The organism is Sphingomonas sp. CV7422 (assembly GCF_027945725.1).
Taxonomy (GTDB): Bacteria; Pseudomonadota; Alphaproteobacteria; order Sphingomonadales; family Sphingomonadaceae; genus Sphingomonas; species Sphingomonas kyungheensis.
The window spans coordinates 3,130,533-3,154,223 of record NZ_CP115900.1; the positions used below are offsets into that span (position 1 = coordinate 3,130,533).

The following is a 23,691-nucleotide window of genomic DNA, read 5'->3' on the forward strand; positions in this document are numbered from 1 at the left end:
AACGGGCCACCGCCATTCGGGCCCTTGAAACAGATCGGATCGCACGGTGGACGCGCGTTCCTGGGGCCGCCGGGTGGCGATGCGGCGAAGCCGCATCGGTCATGTCGGACGGGCAGGATTGCGATTGTGTCGCGCTCCTGCCCGTCGGCCGGGCTATCGCCGTCTTCGAGATAGCAGGGCTATCCCGCTGCGGCTCAGCCCATGATCTCCTGCTCGAGCTTCTTGGCCATCTCTTCGATGTTCTCGGGCGGCCAGCCCGGGATTTCCATGCCGAGGCGCAGGCCCATCGACGAGAGGACTTCCTTGATCTCGTTGAGCGACTTGCGGCCGAAGTTCGGGGTCCGGAGCATCTCCGCCTCGGTCTTGCCGACGAGATCACCGATATAGATGATATTATCGTTCTTGAGGCAGTTGGCCGAACGCACCGACAGTTCGAGCTCGTCGACCTTCTTGAGCAGATAGCGGTTGATCTGCTGCGTGTCGCCGGCCGCGTCGCCGCCAGCCGCCGGAGCAGCCGCCTGGCCGATCGGAGCGGACGAACGGGTGATCGCCGAATCGTCGAAGTGCACGAACAGCGCGAGCTGGTCCTGCAGGATACGGCCGGCATAGGCCACCGCATCCTCGGGCGTGACGGTGCCGTCGGTCTCGATCGTCAGCGTCAGCTTGTCATAATCGAGGTCCTGACCGACGCGGGTCGGGTCGACCTTGTACGACACCTGGCGCACCGGCGAGTAGAGCGCGTCGACCGGGATCAGGCCGATTGGCGCATCGGCCGGACGGTTGGCGGTCGCCGGGACATAGCCCTTCCCGATATCGGCGGTCAGCTCCATGTTGAGCGTCGCGCCCTCATCGAGGTGGCAGAGCACGAGATCGGGGTTCATCACCTCGATGTCGCCCGACACGGCGATATCGCCGGCCTTGACCTCGCCCGGACCCGTCGCCGACAGCTGGAGCCGCTTGGGGCCTTCGCCCTGCATGCGGATCGCGATCTGCTTGACGTTGAGGACGATGTCGGTGACGTCCTCGCGCACGCCGGCGAGGCTCGAGAATTCGTGCAGCACGTTCTCGATCTTGATCGAGGTCACGGCCGCGCCCTGCAGCGAGGAGAGCAGCACGCGACGCAATGCGTTGCCGAGCGTCAGGCCGAAGCCACGCTCGAGCGGCTCGGCGACGAAGGTCGCCTTCCGCTTGCCGTCGCCGCCCTTTTTCTCAAGGCCGTTGGGCTTCTTCAGTTCCTGCCAGTTCTTTGCATTGACAGACACAGGTGTCCCCTAATTTGGGCCGGAACGGGGGCAGCTCCAGCCGGGAGAAAAACGCGCCGACTCGTCAGCCGGCGCGTGGAAGATCAGACGCGGCGACGCTTCGACGGCCGCACGCCATTGTGCGGGATCGAGGTGACGTCGCGGATCGAGGTGATCTGGAAACCGACCGCCTGCAGCGCGCGAAGCGCCGATTCGCGGCCCGAACCCGGGCCCTTGACCTCGACTTCAAGGGTGCGGACGCCGTGCTCGGCGGCCTTCTTGCCGGCGTCTTCCGCAGCGACCTGCGCGGCGTACGGCGTCGACTTGCGGCTGCCCTTGAAGCCCATCGCACCGGCCGACGACCACGAGATGGCATTGCCCTGCGCGTCGGTGATGGTGATCATGGTGTTGTTGAAGCTGGCGTTCACGTGCGCGACGCCGGCGGTGATGTTCTTGCGTTCGCGACGGCGAATACGCTGCGGTTCACGTGCCATTATGGGTATTCCTGACCTTTAGTCCTGAGGCGGAAGCCGGGAGGCAATCAGCCTCGTACCAGCCTCCGGCGGAGCAATTCGTCCCCCGGACGAATTACTTCTTCTTGCCCGCGATCGGCTTCGCCTTGCCCTTGCGGGTGCGCGCGTTGGTGTGCGTGCGCTGGCCGCGGACCGGCAGGCCCTTGCGGTGACGCAGGCCACGGTAGCAGGCGAGATCCATCAGGCGCTTGATGTTCATCGCGGTTTCGCGACGCAGATCGCCTTCCACGGTGTGATCGGCGTCGATCGTCTCGCGAATCTGAAGCACTTCCTGATCGGTCAGGTCCTGAACACGACGCTCGGGCGCGATGTTCAGCTTGGCAGTGATTTCCTTCGACTTGGTCAGGCCAATGCCGTGGATGTAGGTCAGCGCGATCACCACGCGCTTGTTGGTCGGGATGTTGACACCCGCGATACGTGCCATGAAATGTTTCTCCTAGCTCCACGGAGCACGGCATGGCCGCACGCGCTCCATCTCGTCGCATCCTTCGCACCACACCGGCGGTCCGCATTTCACGCAAAAGGCGACGAGCGCAGTCCGCGCGTCGCCGGATACCGGTATGTCGAAGACCGGTGCAGGTAGGCGCGCGCAAACGCGGTGTCAAGCGACTGGTTCCCGTCGCCAATCACCGCCGGTGCGCGCCCGCGCCCGTCACATCAGCGGGAACGGCGCCCTGGCGGTGAAGGCCATGATCAGCAGCATGATCGACAGCCCTGCCGACAGGCCGCAGAGCAGATAGCCGACATATTGCAGCATCGGCGGATTGGGCCGCGCCAGCCTGGCGTTGCGGCTCGCGCCCTGCAGAACGAAACTCATCAGCATGCTGTACGTAAAGACGATCGCCCCAAGCATAATGCTCCTCTTGCCGTCACCGGCGCAAAGCCCCCGCGCAGCCCCCCGGCCGCACGCTCAACCGGCTCCAGCCTTATCCCGCTGCGCCTGACAAGAGGTTAACCATCGGCCGGGCATGAAACGCGACGAGCGTCCGGATCGCGGGCGAGGGCGCGGGGTTCAGGATGCGAGCTGGTGACGGAGCGTGTGAGCGCCGGACCGCCACAAACCCGGGCCGGCCGCTCACGTCACCGGCAGCACGATCCGCGCGACCAGTCCCGGCACGTTGTCGGCAAGCTCGAACCGGCCGTTGTGCAACCGCGCCACCGCCTCGATCAGCGCCATGCCGAGCCCCGCCCCCGGCGTGGTGCGCGCCGCGTCGAGGCGGCCGAAGCGCTTGAGCGCCTGCGCGCGATCGGCCACCGCGATGCCGCTGCCGCGATCCTCGACCTGGATCGCAATCTCCTGCGCATGACAGACGAGGCGCAGCGTGAGCGTCTTGCCGCTCGCCGCATGTTTCAGGGCATTGTCGATCAGATTGGTGATCGCCTGGCTGAGCAGTTCGCGGTGCAGCAGCATCGCCGGCGCCGACGGATCGATCGCGACGGTGAAGGCGAAGCCCGCCTCTTCCGCCACCGGCTCGTAAAGTTCGGCGATCTCCTCGACCAGTTCGGCCGGCTCGACGAGGATGAAGCGCTCGCGCGACACCGATTCGGAGCGGCTGATCTCGATCACCATCGTCAGCATCCGCATGACCAGGTCGGTCTCGACCAGCAGGCCGCCGAGCGCCGCCTCGCGCGCCGCGGGATCGGCGATCAGCACCGCCTGTTCGGTCTTGGTGCGCAGCCGGGTCAGCGGCGAGCGCAGATCGTGCGCCATCGAATCGGTGACGACGCGCAGCTCGACCATCAGCCGTTCGAGCTTGGCGAGCATCAGGTTGAGCTGGTTGGCGAGCCGGTCGAAGGCGTCGCGACGCGCCGGCGCGACCGGCACGCGGCGCGACAGATCGCCCTCCCCCGCCGCCTCGATCACCGCGGCGATGCGGTTGAGCCGCATCCCGACATAGCGGGCGAGGACCAGCCCCGCCGCGACGCCGAGCACCAGCGACAGCAGCACCGCCACCGCCAGCGCATCCTCGATCGCATGCCGCTCCGCCTCGACGAGATCGAGCCGCCGCCCGGTCAGCAGCCAATGGTCGCCGATCGGGCGCAGCGTATAGCCGATGTCGTTGGTGGCGGCGCCGGGATCGAAATCGGCGACGCGGAAGGTGGTCGGGGTCAGCGGCACCGGGATGCGCGCGGGCGCATAGCCGGCGATGCGGGTGCCGCTGCGGTCGAGCACCGCGAGCAGGAGCGCGGTGTCGCCGGCGACGCGGGCATGTTCGATCGCCTCGGTCACCGCGGTCAGGCCATCGGCCCGGTAGATCGCCCGCATCGCATCGGATTGCTCGATCGTCTCGCGCCGGACGGTGCCGAGCACCGCCGCATCCGTCTGTTTCCACACGAAACCGACCAGCACGAGGTTCGAAACCAGCGCCAGCGCGATCGACAACAGGGCGATGCGGGCGGTGACGGACAGACGCATGACCCGACCTAGCCGAGCCATCGTCAAAAGCGAACCTCGATTAGACGGGATCGGCCGCAAGACGATAACCGGCGCCGCGCACGGTGTGCAGGATCGGCGACGGGAAACCGTCCTCGAGCTTGCGACGCAGGCGGCCGATATGCACGTCGACGACGTTCGAACCCGGATCGAAATGATAGTTCCAGATCTTCTCGAGCATCATCGTGCGGGTGACCACCTGGCCGGCGTGGCGGGCAAGGAATTCGAGCAGGTTGAACTCACGCGCGCCGAGCGGGATGTTGCGGCCGGCGCGGGTGACGTGGCGGGCGAGCAGGTCGATCTCCAGATCGCCGACCGCGAGCTTGGTCTTGGTCGGCTCGGTGGCAACACGATCGCTGCGGCGGACGAGCGCCTCGATCCGCGCCGACAGTTCGGCGAAGGAGAAGGGCTTGCAGAGATAGTCGTCGGCGCCGGCCTTGAGGCCGTCGACGCGATCGTCGACCGCGGCGAGCGCGGACAGCACCAGTACCGGCGTGTCGATGCCCGCGGCGCGGATCGCGCTGACCATCGACAGGCCGTCGAGGCCCGGCAACATCCGGTCGGCGATGATCAGGTCGAAGATTCCCTCGCTGGCAAGGAACAGGCCGTCTCGGCCATCCCGCGCGGATTCGACGGAATAGCCGGCCTCGGACAGGCCCTTGGCGAGATAGGCGGCGGTCGAGCTATCATCCTCGACGATCAGGATCTTGCGGCTCACGATGGTTTGCTCACGCCTCCATTCCCAACGGAAAGACCGGCGGAAAGCATCCCTTCCGCCGGCCCCTACGGCACCCCCGGGAGTGTCGGGTACCGATCTCGTCAACCTTGCCGACCGTTGCTGCGACCGTGAGGCACAACTTAGGCTCGCCAAGGTAGCGGGGCCGTGACCGGATTATGACATTAAATTCATAGCCGTGGCAATGTGAGGGGATGCGGGGGCGTGACATCTCCCCTTCCTTCGTCATCCCGGCGAAAGCCGGGATCCATGGACACGGAACAAGGATGAGGCGCGCAGTCGCTGGCGACACCGTATCCATGGATCCCGGCCTTCGCCGGGATGAGCAGATTAGGGGAGAAGCGAAGGGAGAACACCAGCCGCCAACGCGGCAAATACCCTCCCGCGCCGTTACGCCTCGCCGTCGAGGATCGTCGCGATCGCCTGCGTGACGTGATCGATGTCGGCCATGCCGTTGACGCGCTGCACCAGCCCGCGCGCTTCGTAGATCGGCAGGATCGGCGCGGTCTTGGCGCGATATTCGGCCATCCGCGTCTGCACCGTCGCGGCATTGTCGTCGGGACGGCGCTTGAATTCGGTGCCGCCGCAGACGTCGCAGACGCCCGCCACCGCCGGCAGCTTGAACCGGTCGTGATAGCCCTCACCGCAGGTCGCGCAGGTGTAGCGGCCCTCGACGCGCTCGATCAACGCCGCCTCGTCCACTTCCAGCTCGATGACGTGGTCGAGCGTCATGCCGCGCGCGTCGAGCAGTTCGTCGAGCGCCATCGCCTGCGCGGCGGTGCGCGGATAGCCGTCGAAGATCGCGCCGCCCCCGACCCCCTGATCGAGCCGCTCGCCGATCAGCGCCGAGACGATCGCGTCGGAGACGAGCTCGCCCGCCTCCATCACCGCCTTGGCCTGCAGCCCGACGGGCGTGCCCGCCTTGACCGCGGCGCGCAGCATGTCGCCGGTCGACAATTGCTGCATCCCGCGCGTCGCCATCAGCGCCTGCGCCTGGGTGCCCTTGCCCGCCCCTGGCGGCCCGAGAAGGATGATGTTCACGCGAGCACTCCCTGTTTGGCTCGTGGACCGAGATTAACGGAGGCGCCCGCCCTTCAGCTTCGCCTTCTTGATCAGGTCGCCATATTGATGCGCCAGCAGATGGCTCTGGATTTGCGTCACCGTATCCATCGTCACGTTGACGACGATCAGCAGGCTGGTGCCGCCGAGATAGAAGGGGATCGACAGCGCCGACACCAGATATTCCGGCAGCAGGCAGATGATCGTCAGATAGGCCGCCCCGATCACGGTGATCCGCGTCAGCACATAGTCGAAATAATTCTCGGTGTTCTTGCCCGGGCGGATGCCGGGGATGAACCCGCCATAGCGCTTCAGATTGTCGGCGGTCTCTTCCGGATTGAAGACGATCGCGGTGTAGAAGAACGAGAAGAAGATGATGCCGGCGGCGTAGAGTGCCATGTACACCGGCTGGCCGTGCGCCAGATACTGGTTGAGGGTGATGATGAAATCGCCCCACTTCGACTGACCCGCGACGCGCTGGCCGGCGAACTGGCTGATCGTCAGCGGCATCAGCAGCAGCGACGAGGCGAAGATCGGCGGGATGACGCCCGCGGTGTTGATCTTGAGCGGCAGGTGGCTGCGATCCGCCTGCATGCCGCGCTGCGTCTGGCGCTTGGGATATTGGATCAGGATGCGGCGCTGCGCGCGCTCCATGAAGCAGATGAACAGGATCAGCGCGACGACCGCGACGATGATGCCGATCAGCCGCACCGCGTCGATCGACCCGGACCGGCCGCCCTCGAGCAGATTGACCAGGGTCGTCGGCAGATGCGCGACGATGCCGGCCATGATGATGAGCGACACGCCGTTGCCGATGCCGCGGCTGGTGATCTGCTCGCCCAGCCACATCAGGAACATCGTGCCGCCGATCAGCGAGATCACCGCGGCGATGCGGAAGGTCATGCCCGGCTCGATCACCGCGGCGACGCCGTTGCTCGCCGACAGCGCCTCGAGCCCGACGGCGATGAAATAGCCCTGGATCGCGGTCAGCGCGACGGTGCCGTAGCGGGTGTACTGGTTGAGCTTCTTGCGGCCCGATTCGCCTTCCTTCTTGATGGCGGCGAGCTGCGGCGACAGCGAGGTCGACAGCTGCACGACGATCGAGGCGGTGATGTAGGGCATCACGCCGAGCGCGATCAGCGACATGCGGCTGAGCGATCCGCCCGAAAAGGTGTTGAAGAAATCGAGCACGCCGCCCGTGGTGCGCTGGCTGAGCAGGCCGAGCGCAGTCGGGTCGATGCCCGGCAACGGCACATAGCTCAGCAGCCGGAAGACGATCAGCGCGCCGATCGTGAACCACAGCCGCTTCTTGAGGTCGGTCGCCTGCGCGAATTTCGCGAGGCTGATGCTTTGCGCCATCTGGTCGGCTGCGGATGCCATGCGTGTGTCCTGGAAACAAAAACGGCGGGATGCGTTTGAACCGCCCCGCCGCTCATATAAGCGCTCGACGCGCCTTGTCTAATCGCGACGCTCGACGTTCGGCTCTTTATCGAGCCCGCGGTCGCTCCCCACCCTGCCGAACCCGGTCCGGCAAGGCGAATGGAGACAACCGGCGTTACGCCTTGAACGACGCCTTCTTTTCCTGAAGCGCCTTGTACTGCACGCCCTTCTTGGCGGCAGCCTTCTCGGCGGCGGGGACGATCGTCGGGATATCGAGCGAACCGCCGGTCTTCTCGACCTGCGCACGCGCACCCGCCGAAGCCCCGGCGACGTGGAAGGCGAGCTTGGTGGTCAGCTCACCCTTGGCGAGCAGACGCACGCCGTCCTTGCCGCCACGGACGAGGCCGGCCGCCTTGAGCGCCGCCTGGTCGATCGTGCCCTCGGCCGACAGCTTGCCCGAATCGATCGCCTTCTGGATCGCGCCGGTGTTCACCTCGGCATAATCCTTGGCGAAGATGTTGTTGAAGCCGCGCTTCGGCAGACGCATGTGGAGCGGCATCTGGCCGCCTTCGAAGCCGGCGATGCTGACGCCCTCGCGGCTCTTCTGACCCTTGACGCCGCGGCCGCCGGTCTTGCCCTTGCCCGAGCCGATACCGCGTCCGACGCGGATCTTGGACTTGCGGGCACCCTGGTTGTCGCGGAGATCGTTCAGTTTCATGATATGCACTCGCTTTCGCTTTTGTCGCGCTGATGGAAAAAGGAAGGGGGCCGCTTAGCCCCCTTCCCCGTATTTGTCACTGGGTTTGGAGCGAGGGCTTAGCCCTGCACTTCGACCATGTGCTGCACCTTGCGGATCATCCCGCGGACCTCGGGGCTGTCCTGCAGCTCCGAGACCTTGTGCATCTTGTTGAGGCCGAGGCCGATCAGCGTCGCGCGCTGATCCTTGGTGCGGCGGATCGGCGAACCGGTCTGCTTGATCTTGATCGTCGCCATTTCGATTACTCCACGACGGCCGCAGCATCCGCCTCGGCGGTCTGCGACCCACCGCGGCCGAGCAGGTCGGCGATCTTCTTGCCACGACGCTGTGCGACCGACTTCGGCGAAGTCTGATCCCCCAGCGCCTCGAAGGTGGCGCGGATCATGTTGTACGGATTGGACGTACCGACCGACTTGGTCACCACGTCGGCAACGCCGAGCGATTCGAAGATGGCGCGCATCGGGCCACCCGCGATGATGCCGGTGCCCTGCGGCGCCGAGCGCAGCGTCACGCGACCGGCACCGAAGTGGCCGTTGCCGTCGTGATGCAGCGTGCGACCGTCCTTGAGCGGCACGCGGACCATCGCCTTCTTCGCGGCCGCAGTGGCCTTGGAGATGGCCTCCGGCACTTCGCGCGCCTTGCCGTGACCGAAGCCGACCCGGCCCTTGCCGTCGCCCACGACGACCAGCGCCGCGAAGCCGAAGCGCTTGCCGCCCTTCACCGTCTTCGAGACGCGGTTGATGTGGACCAGCTTCTCGATCAGCTCTTCACCGCCGTCGTCCTGACCGCCGCGACGATCGTCGCGACGACCGCCACGGCCGCCGTCACGACCACCACGATTGCCGCCGGGGCCACCGGGACCGCGACCGCTGCCGCCGCCACGGCCGCCACGCGGACCGCCACGGCCGGCGAAGCCGCCCTGCTGGCCGCCCTGCGCTGCGCTGGCGTCCGGGGTGGCGCCTTCAGCCGCTGCGGGCTGCACGTTGTTCTCGTCAGCCATATTAGAACTCCAATCCGGCGGCACGCGCCGCTTCCGCCAGCGCCTTGACGCGGCCATGGAACAGGAAGCCACCGCGATCGAACACGACCTGCGTCACGCCCGCGGCCTTCGCCGCTTCCGCCACGCGGGTGCCGACGGCCGTCGCCGCTGCGATGTTCGCGCCCGACTGGTCGCGCACGTCCTTTTCCAGCGTCGAGGCCGACGCGACGGTCTTGCCGGCGACGTCGTCGATGACCTGGGCATAGATGTGCTTGCCCGAACGATGCACCGACAGCCGCGGACGGGTGCCGGCACGCGCCTTCAGCGCGGTACGATTGCGCCGACGGCGCTTCGCGAAGAGAGAGAGACCCTTGGTGCTCATTACTTCTTTTTCCCTTCCTTGCGGAAGATGAACTCGCCGTCGTACTTGATACCCTTGCCCTTGTACGGCTCGGGCTTGCGCCACTGACGGATTTCCGCGGCCAGCTGGCCGACCTTCTGCTTGTCCGAGCCGCTGATCTCGACGGTCGTCGCGTCGGGCGTCTTGACCTCGATGCCTTCCGGCACGTCGATGTTGACGTCGTGGCTGTAGCCGAGCTGCAACTTGAGCGTGCGACCCTGCGCCGCGGCGCGATAGCCAACGCCGGTGATGAGCAGCTTCTTGGTGAAGCCGTCGGTCACGCCGGTGACGAGGTTTTGCACCATCGTGCGCTGCATGCCCCAGAAGGCACGGGCGCGCTTGGTGTCATTCGCCGGCTGCACCGAGATGCCGCCGTCTTCCAGCGTGTAGCTGATCTCGTCGCGCATCGGCATGGTCAGGGTGCCCTTGGGGCCCTTCATGCTGATGACGCCGTTGCTGATCGTCGGGGTGACGTTCGCCGGTACGGGGACCGACTTCTTGCCGATGCGGCTCATCAGAAGACCTCCGCGAGCACTTCGCCACCGACATTCTGCTCGCGCGCTTCCGCGTCGGACAGAACGCCACGCGGCGTCGAGACGATGGTGATGCCGAGGCCGTTGCGGACGCGCGGCAATTCCTGCGAACCGGAATAGACGCGGCGGCCGGGCTTCGAGACGCGCGCGACGTGCTTGATCGCCGGCTGGCCTTCGAAATACTTCAGCTCGATGCGGACGCCCGCGGCGGGGCCCATCTGCTCGTCGCTATAGCCACGGATATAGCCTTCGCGCTGCAGCACGTCGAGCACGCGGATGCGCAGCTTCGACGCCGGCGAGAGGACGGAGTCCTTCTTGGCGCGCTGGCCGTTGCGGATGCGGGTGAGCAGGTCACCCAGGGGATCGGTCACTGCCATGATGATTCCTTACCAGCTCGACTTGGTGAGACCGGGGATCATGCCCTTATTGGCCAGATCGCGGAGCATCACACGGGCGAGACGGAACTTGCGGTAATAGGCACGCGGGCGGCCGGTGATCTCGCAACGGTTGCGGATCCGGGTCGGGTTCGCGTTGCGCGGCAGTTCCGCCATCTTGAGGCGGGCGATCAGCCGCTCGCTCTCGTCGAGGCTCTGGTCATTGGCCATCGCCTTCAGCTTCGCCAGCTTGGGAGCATATTGCTTCACAAGCTTCTTGCGACGCTCATTCTTGTTGATCGAACTCAGTTTCGCCATGGACTTAAGCTCTCTTCCTTACTTCAGGACGGCAGCGCTGCTCACGCAGCCTGCTTCTGCTGCTCAGCCTCGGGCTGAGGGAACGGGAAGCCGAACAGACGCAGCAGCTCGCGCGCCTCGTCGTCGGTCTTCGCGGTGGTGGTGACGATCACGTCCATGCCGCGCACCTTGTCGATGCGGTCATAGTTGATCTCCGGGAACACGATCTGCTCCTTGATGCCGCAGGCGTAATTGCCACGGCCGTCGAAGCTCTTCGGGTTGAGGCCACGGAAGTCGCGGACGCGGGGCAGCGCGATCGTGATGAACCGGTCGAGGAATTCGTACATGCGCTCGCGGCGAAGGGTGACCTTCACGCCGATCGGCATGCCCTCACGCAGCTTGAACTGCGCGATCGACTTCTTCGCCTTAGTGATCACCGGCTTCTGGCCCGCGATCAGCTCCATCTCGGATGCGGCCTGATCGACGCGCTTCTTGTCCTGGGTCGCCTCGCCGACGCCCATGTTGAGCACGATCTTCTCGATCCGCGGGATCTCGTTGACGTTCTTGTAGCCGAACTTCTCGACCATCGCCTTGATGATCGTGTCCTCATAGATGCCCTTCATGCGGGGCTTGTAGGCATCAGCCATCGATCTTGGCTCCCGTCTTCACGGCCACGCGGACCTTCTTGCCATCCTGCGTCTCGAAACGGACGCGGGTCGGCTTGCCGTCGGCGGTCACGTGCGCGACCTTCGAGATGTGCAGCGGCGCCTCGACCTTCTCGAGACCGCCCTGCGGGTTCGCCTGGGTCGGCTTGCGGTGACGGGTCGCGACGTTGACGCCACCCACGATCACCTTGCCGTCCTTCGGCATCGCCTGGGTCACGGTGCCGGTCTTGCCCTTGTCCTTGCCGGACAGGACGACAACCTGGTCACCCTTCTTGATCTTCGCGGCGGCCATTACAGCACCTCGGGAGCGAGAGAGATGATCTTCATGTGCTTCTTGCCACGCAGCTCGCGCACGACCGGGCCGAAGATACGGGTGCCGATCGGCTCCTCGTTCTTGTTGACCAGGACGGCGGCGTTGCCGTCGAAGCGGATGGTCGAGCCATCGGCACGGTGGATGTCCTTGGCGGTGCGGACGATGACGGCGCGATGCACGTCACCCTTCTTCACCTTGCCGCGGGGCTGTGCTTCCTTGATGCTGACGACGATGATGTCGCCGACGGTGGCGGTACGACGCTTCGAGCCGCCCAGCACCTTGATGCACTGCACCCGCTTCGCGCCGCTATTGTCAGCGACGTCGAGATTGGATTGCATCTGGATCATCGATCCATCTTCCTTCTCTACTCATGGGGTGGATACCGACCCAGCCCCGCCTAAAACAATGACCCCGGCGCAGCGGACTGCACCGGGGGAGCGGCCCTGTAACCACTCCGCTGGCAGGACGCAAGCCCTGCCCTGTTCATCCGCCGGCCGAAGCCGGCAGAGAATTATGCGTCGACGTCGACCCGCTCGGGCGTCGCATGGGTGTTGACCCGATCGACGACCTTCCAGGTCTTCAGCTTGGAAATCGGTGCGGTCTCTTCGATCCGCACGGTTTCGCCCTGCTTGTACTCGTTCGCCTCGTCATGGGCGTGGTACTTCTTCGAGCGGCGGATGATCTTGCCGTAGAGCGGGTGCTTGACCTTGCGCTCCACGTTCACGACCACCGTCTTGTCGCCCTTGTCGGACACGATCAGTCCGGTCAGCACGCGCTTCGGCATCTGATGTTCCTTACTTGGCAGGAGCAGCGCTGGTGCGCTGCGCCTGGAGGGTCTTGATCCGCGCGATGTCGCGACGGACTTCCTTGACGCGGCTCGGCTTCTCGAGCTGGTTCGTCGCCGCCTGGAAGCGGAGGTTGAACTGCTCGCGCTTCAGCTGGCCGAGGCTCTCGGTCAGCTGGTCGTCGCTCTGGCTCTGAAAATCAGACTTTGCCATGGTTACTCGCCTCCGAGGTGGCTGGTGTCACCCAGGCGGGCGACGACCTTGACTTTGATCGGGAGCTTCATCGCGGCGCGCTCGAACGCCTCCGCGGCGATCTTGCCCTCGACGCCGTCGAGCTCGAACAGGATCCGGCCCGGCTTGACGCGGGCGGCCCAGAACTCAGGGCTGCCCTTGCCCGAGCCCATGCGGACTTCGGCCGGCTTCGACGAGACCGGCACGTCCGGGAAGATGCGGATCCACAAACGCCCCTGGCGCTTGATGTGACGCGTGATCGCGCGGCGGGCCGCCTCGATCTGGCGTGCGGTGATCCGGTCCGGCTCCATCGCCTTCAGGCCGTACGACCCGAAGTTGAGGCTGGTGCCGCCCTTGGCGTCGCCGTGGATACGGCCCTTGAAGGCCTTGCGGAATTTGGTGCGCTTTGGCTGCAACATGTCGTGTCAGTCCTTAACGACGGTCGTCGCGGGCCGGGCGGACGCCGGAGGTCTGAGCCTCCATCATCAGCCGGTCCTGCGCCATCGGGTCATGGCCGAGGATCTCGCCCTTGAAGACCCAGACCTTGACGCCGCACACGCCGTAGGACGTGTGGGCCTGGGCCTCGGCATAATCGATGTTCGCGCGCAGCGTGTGCAGCGGAACGCGACCTTCGCGATAGCTTTCCGAACGCGCGATCTCGGCGCCGCCGAGACGGCCGCCGCAGGCGACGCGGATGCCGTCGGCACCCAGGCGCATCGCCGACTGCACCGCGCGCTTCATCGCCCGGCGGAACGCGATACGGCGCTCCAGCTGGTCGGCGATGCCCTGCGCGACGAGCTTGGCGTCGATCTCGGGCTTGCGGATCTCGACGATGTTTAGCGACACGTCGGACTTGGTCATCGCGCCGATCGTCTTGCGCAGCTTCTCGATGTCCGAGCCCTTCTTGCCGATGATGACACCGGGACGGGCGGCGAAGATCGAGATACGGCACAGCTTGGCCGGACGCTCGATGACGACCTTGGAGATGGCGGCTTGCGGCAGCGTCTTCATGATGAAGGCGCGGATCTTGAGATCCTCCAGCAGCAGCTGGCCATAGTCATGGCCTTCGGCGAACCAGCGGCTGTCCCAGGTGCGGTTGATCTGGAGCCGCATGCCGATCGGGTTGCTCTTGTGACCCATTATGCTTCTTCCTGCTCGCGCACGACGATGCGCAGACGGCTGAACGGCTTCAGGATGCGGGTGGACTTGCCACGGCCGCGAGTCGCGAAGCGCTTCATGGTGATCGACTTGCCGACCGACGCCTCGGCGACGACGAGCGCGTCGACGTCGAGGTTGTGGTTGTTCTCGGCGTTGGCGATGGCCGAGGCCAGCACCTTGCGCGCGTCGACCGCCATCGCCTTGGTCGAGAACTGCAGGATGCTCATCGCATCGCCGACCGGCTTGTTACGGATCAGCGCCGCGACCAGGTTCAGCTTCTGCGCCGAACCGCGGATCTGCGTCGCGACCGCGAGCGCTTCCTTCTCGCCGACCTTGCGGGGGGATACAGGCTTGCTCATCAGCGCTTGCCCTTCTTGTCAGCGGCGTGACCCGGGAAGTAGCGCGTCGGCGCGAACTCACCCAGCTTCATGCCGACCATCTCTTCGTTGACCGACACCGGCACGAACTTGCGGCCGTTGTAGACGTTGAACGTGAGGCCGACGAACGACGGCAGGATGGTGGAGCGACGCGACCAGGTCTTGATCGGCGCGCGGCCACCGGCGTCCTGCGCGGTTTCCGCCTTCTTCAGAAGGCTCAGTTCGACGAACGGGCCCTTCCAGACTGAACGAGCCATGGTTTAGCCCTTCCTCTTGGTCGAATGACGCGACCGGATGATCATCTTGTCGGTCGACTTATTGTGACGGGTGCGCGCACCCTTGGTCGGCTTGCCCCACGGGGTGACCGGATGACGGCCGCCCGAGGTCCGGCCTTCACCACCGCCGTGCGGATGGTCGACCGGGTTCTTGGCGACGCCGCGGGTCAGCGGACGCTTGCCCATCCAGCGCGAACGCCCGGCCTTGCCGAGGTTCTGGTTCTGGTTGTCCGGGTTCGACACCGCACCGACCGTCGCCATGCACTCGCCACGGATGTAGCGCTGCTCGCCCGAGTTGAGGCGGACGATGACCATGCCGCGGTCACGGCCGACGACCTGCACATAGGTGCCGGCCGAACGCGCGATCTGACCACCCTTGCCCGGCTTCATCTCCACGTTGTGGACGATGGTGCCGACCGGGACCTGGCCCAGCTCCATGGCGTTGCCCGGCTTGGTGTCGGTCTTCTTGGCGGCGAGCACCTTGTCACCCGGCGCGAGCCGCTGCGGCGCGATGATGTAGGCCAGCTCTTCGTCGGCATACTTCACCAGCGCGATGAACGCGGTGCGGTTGGGGTCATATTCCAGACGCTCGACCGTGCCTTCGACGTCCCACTTGCGACGCTTGAAGTCGACGTAGCGATACTTCTGCTTGTGACCGCCGGCGATGCCGCGCGAGGTCACATGACCCTTGTTGTTGCGACCACCGGTCTTGCGCTTGCCTTCGGTAAGCGCCTTGACCGGCTTGCCCTTGTAGAGCGCGGATTTGTCGACGAGGATCAGGCCGCGGCGGGCCGGGCTCGTCGGGTTGTAATGCTTGAGTGCCATGACCCTTAGATCCCCGTCGTCACGTCGATGGACTGGCCGTCCTTCAGGGTGACAATGGCCTTCTTGATGTCAGAGCGCTGGTAAGGAGCGCCCTTCCACTTCTTGGTCTTGCCCTTCTGGACGATCGTATTCACGCCGGTCACGGTGACGTCGAAGAGAGCCTCGACGGCCGCCTTGATCTCGGGCTTGGTCGCGTCGCCCGCGACCTTGAACACGACGGCGTTATGCTCGGAGAGCAAAGTCGCCTTTTCGGTGATGTGCGGCGCGACGATCACGTCATAGTGACGGTTGTCGACGGCCTTCTGCTGCTTAGCCATTGAAGCGAGCCTCCAGCTTCTCGACCGCCGCGCGGGTCAGCACCAGCGTGTCAGCCTTCAGGATGTCGTAGACGTTGGCACCGGCGCTCGGCAGCACGTTGATGCCGTGCAGGTTGCCCGCGGCGAGCGCGAAGCTCGTCTCGACGGCGTCGCCGTCGATGACCAGCGCCGTCTTGCCGAAGCCGAGCTTGGCGAGATCGCCGACCAGCGTCTTGGTCTTGTTGTTCTCGACCGCGATGCTGTCCATGACGATCAGCGAGCCGGCCTTGGCATGGCTGCTGAGCGCCATCTTCAGGCCGAGCGCGCGAATCTTCTTGTTCAGCGACGGGTTGAAGTCACGGACGCGGGCGCCGTGGGCCTTACCACCGCCGATGAAGACGGGAGCGCGGCGATCGCCGTGACGGGCGGTACCGCCGCCCTTCTGGCGACCGAACTTCTTGCCCGACCGGGCGACGTCGGCGCGCTCACGCGTGCCACGGGCCGTCTCGCGGCGCTTCTCGAGCTGCCAGGTGACCACGCGGTGCAGGATGTCGGCGCGCGGATCGAGGCCGAAGACCTCGTCGTTGAGCTCGACGTCCGCCGCAGCGGTGCCGGCGAAGGATTGAACCTTGACCTTCACGTTCAGCCCTCCTGGCCGTCGGTAGCTTCCGGCGCGCTCGTCTCTGCGGGCGTGTCGGCTGCGGTGTTGCTGTTGGCAGCCTGCTTCAGGCTGGCGGGGTACGGAGCGTCGGCATGCGCCTTGACCTTGACCGCGTCCTTGACGAACAGCCAGCCGCCCTTCGATCCGGGCACCGAGCCCTTGACGAAGATCAGGCCGCGCTCGACGTCGGTACCGACGATCTCGAGGTTCTGCTGGGTGCGGTTACGGTCGCCCATGTGACCGGCCATCTTCTTGTTCTTGAAGACCTTGCCCGGATCCTGACGCTGACCGGTCGAACCGAGCGAGCGGTGCGACACCGACACGCCGTGCGTCGCGCGCAGACCGGCGAAGTTCCAGCGCTTCATGCCGCCGGCAAAGCCCTTACCCTGGGTACGACCCTGGATATCGACCAGCTGGCCGGCAACGAAATGCTCGGCCGAGATCTCTGCGCCGACGTCGAGGAGATTGTCCTCGCTGACGCGGAATTCGGCAACCACCGCCTTGGGCTCGACTTCGGCCTTGCCGAAGTGGCCGCGCTGCGGCTTGGCGACATTCTTGGCCTTGGCGACGCCAGCGCCAAGCTGGACGGCGGTGTAGCCATCACGATCCTGTTCGCGACGGGCAATGACCTGCAAGCCTTCGAGCTGCAGGACGGTGACCGGCACGTGGCGGCCATCATCCTGGAACAGGCGGGTCATACCCATTTTCTTCGCGATCACGCCAGTGCGCATGATCCGTCACTCCTCAACAGAGGCACGCCCGGGACCATTCCCGTACGTGCGTGTGGCGCCTCGCAAAAGGCGCCGCCCAACCCGATTGTATGCACGTCGCCCCGTCCCGGGCTGGTCGTTCCCGTTGCCGGGAACATGACGGGAGACGCTGTCCCGGCAACCGAAGCGGCCGGCGGTATCTCGTGTCTGTCAGGTGCTCCGCGCGAGGCGGAGATCCCAAACCGCTGTTTCGCCAGAGGCGGAAAACAGCAAACCCGCGGGACTCACGTCGACCGCGGGATGCGGGCCATTACGCCAGCTTGATCTCGACGTCAACACCGGCGGCGAGGTCGAGCTTCATCAGCGCGTCGACCGTCTGCGGGGTCGGCTGCACGATGTCGAGCATACGCTTGTAGGTGCGCACCTCGAACTGCTCGCGCGACTTCTTGTCGATGTGCGGACCGCGGTTGACGGTGAACTTCTCGATGCGGGTCGGCAGCGGAATCGGGCCGCGGATGAGCGCGCCGGTGCGGCGCGCGGTGTCGGCGATGTCGCCGGTCGCCTGGTCGAGCACACGATGATCGAACGCCTTGAGGCGAATGCGGATATTGCTGTCCATGATCCCTACCGATGCGAAGGAGCACGACCCCGGCCGTCTCCACCGCCGGCTGGGCGGAGGACTCGTGCCGCTGGTGCTGGACCGGCGGGATGAGATCGCGCGACCCGTTATGACGGATGCCGCGCGACGACGAGAAAGAGCCGTAACTCAGTAAAACTTGGAGGGCGGGCCTTAAAGGAGCCCTCATAAAATAGCAACGGCCCGACTCTCCTTTTTTGGAGAGCCGGGCCGCTGTTGATCGTGCCGGCGGCGGACCGCCGGTACGGCGACTTACTTGTCGATGCCGCTCACGACGCCCGCGCCGACGGTACGACCGCCCTCACGGATGGTGAAGCGCTGGCCGACGTCCATCGCGATCGGCGCGATCAGCTTGATGCCGAGGGCGATATTGTCGCCCGGCATCACCATCTCGGTGCCCTCGGGCAGCTCGACGGTGCCGGTCACGTCCGTGGTGCGGAAGTAGAACTGCGGACGATAGTTGGCGAAGAACGGCGTGTGACGGCCACCCTCTTCCTTCGACAGCACGTACACTTCCGACTGGAAGTCGGTGTGCGGCTTGATCGAGCCGGGCTTGCAGAGCACCTGGCCACGCTCGACCTCGTCACGGGCGACGCCGCGGATCAGCGCACCGACGTTGTCGCCGGCCTGGCCCTGGTCGAGCAGCTTGCGGAACATCTCGACGCCGGTGACGGTGGTCTTGCGGACGGTCGGGTGGATACCGACGATCTCGACTTCCTCGCCGACCTTGACGATGCCGGTCTCGACGCGGCCGGTGACGACCGTACCACGACCCGAGATCGAGAACACGTCTTCGATCGGCATCATGAACGGCTTGTCGAGCGGGCGCTCGGGCTGCGGGATGTAGTCGTCAACCGCCTGCATCAGCTCGGTGACCGCGTCCTTGCCGAACTTGTCGTTCGAACCCGACAGCGCGCAGGTCGCCGAACCCTTGATGATGGGGATATCGTCGCCCGGGAATTCGTACGAGCTGAGCAGCTCGCGGATTTCCAGCTCGACCAGCTCGAGGATTTCCTCGTCGTCGACCAGATCGACCTTGTTCATGAACACGACCATCGCCGGCACGCCGACCTGGCGGGCGAGCAGGATGTGCTCGCGGGTCTGCGGCATCGGGCCGTCGGTCGCCGAGACGACGAGGATCGCGCCGTCCATCTGCGCCGCGCCGGTGATCATGTTCTTCACATAGTCGGCGTGGCCCGGGCAATCGACGTGCGCATAGTGGCGGTTGGTCGTCTCATACTCGACGTGCGCGGTCGAGATGGTGATGCCGCGCTCGCGCTCTTCCGGAGCCTTGTCGATGTTCGCGAAGTCGACCGCGGTGCCGCCGGTCGTCTCTGCCAGGACCTTGGTGATCGCGGCGGTGAGCGACGTCTTGCCATGGTCGACGTGGCCGATGGTGCCGATGTTGAGGTGCGGCTTGTTCCGCTCGAATTTTGCCTTAGCCATTTTCCTACCTTCTGATTCGAATTCGGTGCCGCCGGGGCCACGCGAACGCGGCCCTTTAGCGGGTGTTGATTGGTTATGCCAGCCCCTGCCCGCCCGTCGCCCAGTCGAAACAATCGTTTCGCCGGAGCGACCGGCACCGGAGCAAATCCGGTGTCGGCGGACGGGATCGGCTGCGGCGACCTGCCGACCGACCGGTCAGCATTCCGGGGCCAGGTTGCCCTGGCCCCGTGCGCCTCACGCCATCTTCGCCTTGATCTCGTCGGCGACGTTGCTCGGGACTTCGTCGTAATGCGAGAACTGCATGCTGTACTGCGCGCGGCCCTGGGTGAACGAGCGGAGCTGGTTGACGTAGCCGAACATGTTGGCCAGCGGCACCATCGCCTCGACCGTCTGCGCGTTGCCGCGGCTGTCGGTGCCCTGGATTTGGCCGCGACGGCTGTTCATGTCGCCGATGACGTCGCCGAGATAATCCTCGGGCGTGACGACCTCGACCTTCATGATCGGCTCGAGCAGCTTGATGCCGGCCTTCTGCGCCGCTTCGCGCATTGCGCCGCGCGCACAGATTTCGAACGCCAGCGCCGAAGAGTCGACGTCATGGTAGGCGCCGTCATACAGGTGGACCTCGAAATCGATGATCGGGAAGCCGATCAGCGATCCGGTTTCGGCCGTCTCGCGCATGCCCTTCTCGACCGAGGGGATATATTCCTTCGGAATATTGCCGCCCTTGACCTCGTCGAAGAACTGGAAGCCCGAACCACGCTCGCCGGGAACGACGGTCAGCTTGACGCGACCGAACTGACCCGAACCACCCGACTGCTTCTTGTGGGTGTAGTCGATGTCGACCTTCTTCGCGAGATATTCGCGATAGGCGACCTGCGGCGCACCGACGTTCGCCTCGACCTTGAACTCGCGCTTCATGCGATCGACGAGGATTTCGAGGTGAAGCTCACCCATGCCCTTGATGATCGTCTGGCCCGATTCGGAGTCCGACGAGACGCGGAACGAGGGGTCCTCGCGGGCGAGACGATTGAGCGCGACGCCCATCTTCTCCTGGTCGGCCTTGGTCTTCGGCTCGACCGACAGCTCGATCACCGGCTCGGGGAATTCCATCCGCTCGAGGATGATCGGCGCGTTGATCGCGCACAGCGTGTCACCCGTGGTGGTGTCCTTGAGACCCGCCAGCGCGACGATGTCGCCGGCATAGGCCACCTGGATGTCCTCGCGGTCGTTCGCATGCATCAGCAGCATGCGGCCGACCTTTTCCTTCTTGTCCTTGACCGAGTTGGTCACCTGCGACGCCGCTTCGAGCTTGCCCGAATAGATGCGCGCGAAGGTCAGCGTCCCGACGAACGGATCGTTCATGATCTTGAACGCGAGCGCCGAGAAGGGCGCCGAATCGTCCGACGGACGCTCGTCCGGCGTCTCGCCGTCGAGCTTGACGCCCTTGATCGCCGGCACGTCGAGCGGGCTCGGCAGGTAGTCGACGACCGCGTCGAGCAGCGGCTGCACGCCCTTGTTCTTGAACGCCGAGCCGCACACCACCGGCACGAACGACATGTTGAGCGTGCCCTTGCGGATCAGCTTCTTGAGGTCGGCCGTGCTCGGCTCGTTGCCCTCGAGATAGGCTTCCATCAGCGCGTCGTCCTGCTCGACGGCCATCTCGATCAGGTCGCTGCGATACTTGGCGGCCTTTTCGGCGAGATCGTCGGGGATCGCCTGATATTCGAACTTCGCGCCCAGGCTCTCTTCGAGCCAGATGATCGCGCGGTTCTCGACCAGGTCGACGAGGCCCTTGAAGCCACCCTCGATACCGATCGGCAGATACAGCACCGCCGGACGCGCGCCGAGGCGCTCGACGATCGAATCGACGCAGAAATAGAAATCGGCGCCGGTCCGGTCGAGCTTGTTGATGAAGCACATCCGCGGCACGCCGTACTTGTCGGCCTGACGCCACACCGTCTCCGACTGCGGCTCGACGCCGGCAACGCCGTCGAAACAGGCGACCGCACCGTCGAGCACGCGCAGCGACCGCTCGACCTCGATCGTGAAGTCGACGTGGCCCGGCGTATCGATGATGTTGATGCGATGCTCGAGGCCCTTGCCCTCCTCGGCCGTCCAGAAGCAGGTCGTCGCGGCGGACGTGATCGTGATGCCGCGCTCCTGTTCCTGCTCCATCCAGTCCATCGTCGCGGTGCCTTCGTGCACTTCGCCGATCTTGTAGGACTTGCCGGTGTAATAGAGGATGCGCTCGGTCGTGGTCGTCTTGCCGGCGTCGATATGCGCCATGATGCCGATGTTGCGATAGCGATCGAGCGGATGGCTGCGGGCCATGATCGTGGTTTCCTTAGAGATGTGGGGAGCGCAGCTTCCGCCGGCTCCCCACGATATAGGTCAGAAGGTCGAGGCTTCCAAGCCTTACCAGCGGTAGTGGCTGAAGGCGCGGTTGGCTTCGGCCATGCGGTGCGTGTCTTCGCGCTTCTTCACCGCGTTGCCGCGGTTGTTGGCGGCGTCCATCAGCTCGCCCGACAGGCGCGCCGACATGGTGTTCTCGCTGCGCGCACGGGCCGCGGCGATCAGCCAGCGGATCGCCAGCGCCTGCGCACGCTCGGGACGCACCTCGACGGGGACCTGATAGGTCGCACCGCCGACGCGGCGCGAACGCACTTCGATGCCCGGCTTGATGTTGTTCAGCGCGTCGTGGAACACGCCGATCGGCTCGCGCTTGGCGCGGCTTTCGACGGTCTCGAGCGCACCGTAGACGATCAGTTCGGCGACGGACTTCTTGCCGTCGAGCATGACCGAATTCATGAACTTGGAGAGAACCTCATCCCCGAACTTGGGATCAGGCAGGATGACCCGCTTTTCGGGACGACGACGACGTGCCATTTCAAAAACCTTTCTAACTTCAGCCTGGTGGTCGAGCCCCGAGCAACGGGGCCAACCGGCTTACTTCGGACGCTTGGCGCCGTACTTGGAGCGGGACTGACGGCGATCCTTGACGCCCTGCGTATCGAGCACGCCGCGCAGGACGTGGTAACGGACGCCGGGAAGATCGCGCACACGGCCGCCGCGGATGAGCACCACCGAGTGCTCCTGCAGGTTGTGGCCTTCGCCCGGAATATAGCTGATCACTTCGCGGCTGTTGGTCAGGCGGACCTTGGCCACCTTGCGCAGCGCCGAGTTCGGCTTCTTCGGGGTCGTCGTGTAGACGCGGGTGCAGACGCCGCGCTTCTGCGGGTTCTGCTCCATCGCAGGGACCTTGGACTTGGCCTTCTGCGGGTCGCGGCCCTTGCGGACCAGCTGGTTGATCGTCGGCATGAAGCCTTCACCTCGTATGTGGGTTACTTTGCTGGAGCCATCACAGCACTTCGGAATACAAAAAGGGACGGAAGGCGGCGCATGCGCCACCCCGGCCCCACAATGCATCCAGCAATGTTCAAGCATGTCCGTCGGATCGCTCCCACGGACGGGGGCGGCCTATACGCGGAGTCGGGCGACGGGTCAACGGGGCGGAACGCGCCCCGCCGTCACCGCTTGGCGAGCGTGGTCAGCAGCAGCTTTTCGAATCGCGCCGGATCCTCGACCTGCGGCGAATGGCCGAGGCCGTCGATCGGCACCAGCGTCGCATTCGGCATCTGCGTCACCGCCTGCCGCGCCACCACCGGAATCGCCTCGAGGAAGCGGCGCAGGTCGGGCGGCGTCTGCGCCCGGCCGAAGGCGGTGCGGTCGAGCGCGCCGATCAGCAGCGTCGTCGGCGCCTTGATCCGGTAGAGTTCGTGCGCCACCGGCTGCGTCTTGATCATCTCGCTGGTCTTGGCCTGCGCCAGCGCCACCGTGTCGCGCCCCGCCCCCTGATACATGCCGGCGAGCATCCACACCCAGCGATCGTAGGCGGGCTTCCATGTACCGTGATAATAATTGGCCTGCTGATAGGCCTTGATCGAGACGTAGCTCGTCTTGCGCTCGCCGGCCCACAAGGTGTCGACATCGGCATAGGGCAGCCCCTCCTCCGACCGGTCCTTGAGGCCGAGCGGATTGACCAGCACGAGCCGCTCGACCGCATCGGGGTAGAGGATGGCGAAGCGCATCGCGAGCATGCCGCCGAACGAATGGCCGACGATCGCCGCCCGCGGGATACCGCGCGACTCCATCAGCCGGCGGGTAAATGTCGCGAGCATTTCGAAACTATATTGCGCGGCGCGCGGCTTGGCCGATTTGCAAAAGCCGATCTGATCGGGGATCAGCACGCGATAGCCGGCCTCGGCGAGCGCCCGCGCGCTGCTCTCCCAGGTCGCGCCGCAGAAATTCTTGCCGTGCAGCAGCACGACGGTGCGGCCGTTGGGCCGCGCCGGGGCGACATCCATGAACGCCATCGTCGCCGGCTGGCCGACGATATCGACGGTCATCGTCTGCACCGGCCAGGGATAGGTGAAGCGTTCGAGATTCGGTCCCAGATCCGGCGCGGCGACCGGATCGGCGGCGGCCGCCGCCCCCGGCGCCCATGCGAGAAGGACGGCCGCCGTCATCGCCCTGATCGTCGCCACGCCGTCTCTCCTTCGCCTCGTCATGCCCGGGCGCCATAGGGGGAC

34 protein-coding genes are annotated in these 23,691 nt (G+C 65.5%); all 34 read right to left on the reverse strand.

The window, feature by feature from the left end; translation table 11 throughout:
* Positions 1 to 194: 194 nt before the first annotated feature.
* The gene (locus tag PBN85_RS14810; protein ID WP_037534126.1) at positions 195 to 1,262 is read right to left on the reverse strand and encodes a DNA-directed RNA polymerase subunit alpha; all 1,068 of its coding nucleotides are present in this window, start codon (positions 1,260 to 1,262) and stop codon (positions 195 to 197) included.
* Between the two features lie 83 nt (positions 1,263 to 1,345).
* Complete coding sequence (gene rpsK, locus PBN85_RS14815; RefSeq protein WP_037534130.1) at positions 1,346 to 1,735, reverse strand: 30S ribosomal protein S11; 390 nt, start codon at positions 1,733 to 1,735, stop codon at positions 1,346 to 1,348.
* A gap of 94 nt (positions 1,736 to 1,829) precedes the next feature.
* The gene (gene rpsM, locus PBN85_RS14820) at positions 1,830 to 2,198 is read right to left on the reverse strand and encodes a 30S ribosomal protein S13 (protein WP_037534131.1); all 369 of its coding nucleotides are present in this window, start codon (positions 2,196 to 2,198) and stop codon (positions 1,830 to 1,832) included.
* A 228-nt stretch (positions 2,199 to 2,426) separates the two neighbouring features.
* Entirely contained in the window at positions 2,427 to 2,591 is a 165-nt protein-coding gene (locus PBN85_RS14825; RefSeq protein ID WP_373276440.1) for a hypothetical protein, read from the reverse strand.
* Positions 2,592 to 2,849: 258 nt separating this feature from the next.
* The gene (locus tag PBN85_RS14830; protein ID WP_037534135.1) at positions 2,850 to 4,190 is read right to left on the reverse strand and encodes a sensor histidine kinase; all 1,341 of its coding nucleotides are present in this window, start codon (positions 4,188 to 4,190) and stop codon (positions 2,850 to 2,852) included.
* 40 nt (positions 4,191 to 4,230) lie between these two features.
* The gene (locus PBN85_RS14835; RefSeq protein WP_037534137.1) at positions 4,231 to 4,926 is read right to left on the reverse strand and encodes a winged helix-turn-helix domain-containing protein; all 696 of its coding nucleotides are present in this window, start codon (positions 4,924 to 4,926) and stop codon (positions 4,231 to 4,233) included.
* A 408-nt stretch (positions 4,927 to 5,334) separates the two neighbouring features.
* Positions 5,335 to 5,985 carry an adenylate kinase gene (locus tag PBN85_RS14840; RefSeq protein ID WP_037534139.1) on the reverse strand — a complete coding sequence of 217 codons (651 nt, stop codon included), beginning with the start codon at positions 5,983 to 5,985 and terminating at the stop codon, positions 5,335 to 5,337.
* A 33-nt stretch (positions 5,986 to 6,018) separates the two neighbouring features.
* The gene (secY, locus tag PBN85_RS14845) at positions 6,019 to 7,383 is read right to left on the reverse strand and encodes a preprotein translocase subunit SecY (protein WP_037534142.1); all 1,365 of its coding nucleotides are present in this window, start codon (positions 7,381 to 7,383) and stop codon (positions 6,019 to 6,021) included.
* Positions 7,384 to 7,558: 175 nt separating this feature from the next.
* Complete coding sequence (gene rplO, locus PBN85_RS14850; RefSeq protein ID WP_271299482.1) at positions 7,559 to 8,101, reverse strand: 50S ribosomal protein L15; 543 nt, start codon at positions 8,099 to 8,101, stop codon at positions 7,559 to 7,561.
* A gap of 98 nt (positions 8,102 to 8,199) precedes the next feature.
* Positions 8,200 to 8,376, reverse strand: a complete 177-nt coding sequence (gene rpmD / locus PBN85_RS14855; protein WP_037534144.1) for a 50S ribosomal protein L30 — start codon at positions 8,374 to 8,376, stop codon at positions 8,200 to 8,202.
* 5 nt (positions 8,377 to 8,381) lie between these two features.
* The gene (gene rpsE, locus PBN85_RS14860) at positions 8,382 to 9,140 is read right to left on the reverse strand and encodes a 30S ribosomal protein S5 (RefSeq protein ID WP_271299483.1); all 759 of its coding nucleotides are present in this window, start codon (positions 9,138 to 9,140) and stop codon (positions 8,382 to 8,384) included.
* 1 nt (position 9,141) lies between these two features.
* Positions 9,142 to 9,501, reverse strand: a complete 360-nt coding sequence (gene rplR, locus PBN85_RS14865) for a 50S ribosomal protein L18 (RefSeq protein WP_037534148.1) — start codon at positions 9,499 to 9,501, stop codon at positions 9,142 to 9,144.
* The gene (gene rplF, locus PBN85_RS14870) at positions 9,501 to 10,034 is read right to left on the reverse strand and encodes a 50S ribosomal protein L6 (RefSeq protein WP_037534150.1); all 534 of its coding nucleotides are present in this window, start codon (positions 10,032 to 10,034) and stop codon (positions 9,501 to 9,503) included. Before rplF ends, rplR begins: the two co-directional genes overlap by 1 nt.
* Entirely contained in the window at positions 10,034 to 10,429 is a 396-nt protein-coding gene (gene rpsH / locus PBN85_RS14875) for a 30S ribosomal protein S8 (protein ID WP_037534152.1), read from the reverse strand. Before rpsH ends, rplF begins: the two co-directional genes overlap by 1 nt.
* A 9-nt stretch (positions 10,430 to 10,438) precedes the next feature.
* Positions 10,439 to 10,744, reverse strand: a complete 306-nt coding sequence (gene rpsN, locus PBN85_RS14880; RefSeq protein WP_038663377.1) for a 30S ribosomal protein S14 — start codon at positions 10,742 to 10,744, stop codon at positions 10,439 to 10,441.
* A gap of 41 nt (positions 10,745 to 10,785) precedes the next feature.
* On the reverse strand, positions 10,786 to 11,370 hold the full coding sequence (gene rplE, locus PBN85_RS14885) for a 50S ribosomal protein L5 (RefSeq protein WP_037534156.1): 585 nt from the start codon (positions 11,368 to 11,370) through the stop codon (positions 10,786 to 10,788).
* A complete protein-coding gene (gene rplX / locus PBN85_RS14890; RefSeq protein ID WP_037534157.1) occupies positions 11,363 to 11,680 on the reverse strand; it encodes a 50S ribosomal protein L24 in 318 nt (105 codons plus the stop codon). The genes rplE and rplX overlap by 8 nt, the downstream gene beginning before the upstream one ends.
* Complete coding sequence (gene rplN / locus PBN85_RS14895) at positions 11,680 to 12,048, reverse strand: 50S ribosomal protein L14 (protein WP_037534160.1); 369 nt, start codon at positions 12,046 to 12,048, stop codon at positions 11,680 to 11,682. Before rplN ends, rplX begins: the two co-directional genes overlap by 1 nt.
* 164 nt (positions 12,049 to 12,212) lie before the next feature.
* Positions 12,213 to 12,485: a 30S ribosomal protein S17 gene (rpsQ, locus tag PBN85_RS14900; RefSeq protein WP_037534161.1), complete on the reverse strand. Its 273-nt coding sequence runs from the start codon at positions 12,483 to 12,485 to the stop codon at positions 12,213 to 12,215.
* A gap of 10 nt (positions 12,486 to 12,495) precedes the next feature.
* On the reverse strand, positions 12,496 to 12,699 hold the full coding sequence (gene rpmC, locus PBN85_RS14905) for a 50S ribosomal protein L29 (protein WP_037534162.1): 204 nt from the start codon (positions 12,697 to 12,699) through the stop codon (positions 12,496 to 12,498).
* A gap of 2 nt (positions 12,700 to 12,701) precedes the next feature.
* On the reverse strand, positions 12,702 to 13,136 hold the full coding sequence (gene rplP, locus PBN85_RS14910; RefSeq protein ID WP_037534163.1) for a 50S ribosomal protein L16: 435 nt from the start codon (positions 13,134 to 13,136) through the stop codon (positions 12,702 to 12,704).
* Positions 13,137 to 13,149: 13 nt separating this feature from the next.
* A complete protein-coding gene (gene rpsC, locus PBN85_RS14915) occupies positions 13,150 to 13,857 on the reverse strand; it encodes a 30S ribosomal protein S3 (RefSeq protein ID WP_037534164.1) in 708 nt (235 codons plus the stop codon).
* Positions 13,857 to 14,234, reverse strand: coding sequence for a 50S ribosomal protein L22 (rplV, locus tag PBN85_RS14920; RefSeq protein WP_037534166.1), 378 nt, complete (start codon positions 14,232 to 14,234; stop codon positions 13,857 to 13,859). The genes rpsC and rplV overlap by 1 nt, the downstream gene beginning before the upstream one ends.
* Complete coding sequence (gene rpsS, locus PBN85_RS14925; protein WP_037534168.1) at positions 14,234 to 14,509, reverse strand: 30S ribosomal protein S19; 276 nt, start codon at positions 14,507 to 14,509, stop codon at positions 14,234 to 14,236. The genes rplV and rpsS overlap by 1 nt, the downstream gene beginning before the upstream one ends.
* A 3-nt stretch (positions 14,510 to 14,512) precedes the next feature.
* Positions 14,513 to 15,352 carry a 50S ribosomal protein L2 gene (gene rplB / locus PBN85_RS14930; RefSeq protein WP_037534170.1) on the reverse strand — a complete coding sequence of 280 codons (840 nt, stop codon included), beginning with the start codon at positions 15,350 to 15,352 and terminating at the stop codon, positions 14,513 to 14,515.
* Between the two features lie 5 nt (positions 15,353 to 15,357).
* Positions 15,358 to 15,669, reverse strand: a complete 312-nt coding sequence (locus PBN85_RS14935) for a 50S ribosomal protein L23 (protein ID WP_037534171.1) — start codon at positions 15,667 to 15,669, stop codon at positions 15,358 to 15,360.
* Positions 15,662 to 16,288, reverse strand: coding sequence for a 50S ribosomal protein L4 (gene rplD / locus PBN85_RS14940; protein ID WP_037534173.1), 627 nt, complete (start codon positions 16,286 to 16,288; stop codon positions 15,662 to 15,664). Before rplD ends, PBN85_RS14935 begins: the two co-directional genes overlap by 8 nt.
* 2 nt (positions 16,289 to 16,290) lie before the next feature.
* Positions 16,291 to 17,040, reverse strand: a complete 750-nt coding sequence (rplC, locus tag PBN85_RS14945; protein WP_037534176.1) for a 50S ribosomal protein L3 — start codon at positions 17,038 to 17,040, stop codon at positions 16,291 to 16,293.
* A gap of 289 nt (positions 17,041 to 17,329) precedes the next feature.
* Entirely contained in the window at positions 17,330 to 17,638 is a 309-nt protein-coding gene (gene rpsJ, locus PBN85_RS14950) for a 30S ribosomal protein S10 (protein WP_007406109.1), read from the reverse strand.
* A gap of 270 nt (positions 17,639 to 17,908) precedes the next feature.
* On the reverse strand, positions 17,909 to 19,102 hold the full coding sequence (gene tuf / locus PBN85_RS14955) for an elongation factor Tu (RefSeq protein ID WP_037534177.1): 1,194 nt from the start codon (positions 19,100 to 19,102) through the stop codon (positions 17,909 to 17,911).
* 234 nt (positions 19,103 to 19,336) lie between these two features.
* Positions 19,337 to 21,433, reverse strand: coding sequence for an elongation factor G (gene fusA / locus PBN85_RS14960; protein ID WP_037534180.1), 2,097 nt, complete (start codon positions 21,431 to 21,433; stop codon positions 19,337 to 19,339).
* 84 nt (positions 21,434 to 21,517) lie between these two features.
* Positions 21,518 to 21,988 carry a 30S ribosomal protein S7 gene (gene rpsG, locus PBN85_RS14965; protein WP_037534182.1) on the reverse strand — a complete coding sequence of 157 codons (471 nt, stop codon included), beginning with the start codon at positions 21,986 to 21,988 and terminating at the stop codon, positions 21,518 to 21,520.
* A gap of 60 nt (positions 21,989 to 22,048) precedes the next feature.
* Positions 22,049 to 22,420 carry a 30S ribosomal protein S12 gene (rpsL, locus tag PBN85_RS14970; protein ID WP_010185487.1) on the reverse strand — a complete coding sequence of 124 codons (372 nt, stop codon included), beginning with the start codon at positions 22,418 to 22,420 and terminating at the stop codon, positions 22,049 to 22,051.
* 209 nt (positions 22,421 to 22,629) lie between these two features.
* Positions 22,630 to 23,646 carry an alpha/beta fold hydrolase gene (locus tag PBN85_RS14975; RefSeq protein ID WP_271299484.1) on the reverse strand — a complete coding sequence of 339 codons (1,017 nt, stop codon included), beginning with the start codon at positions 23,644 to 23,646 and terminating at the stop codon, positions 22,630 to 22,632.
* Positions 23,647 to 23,691: the final 45 nt, after the last annotated feature.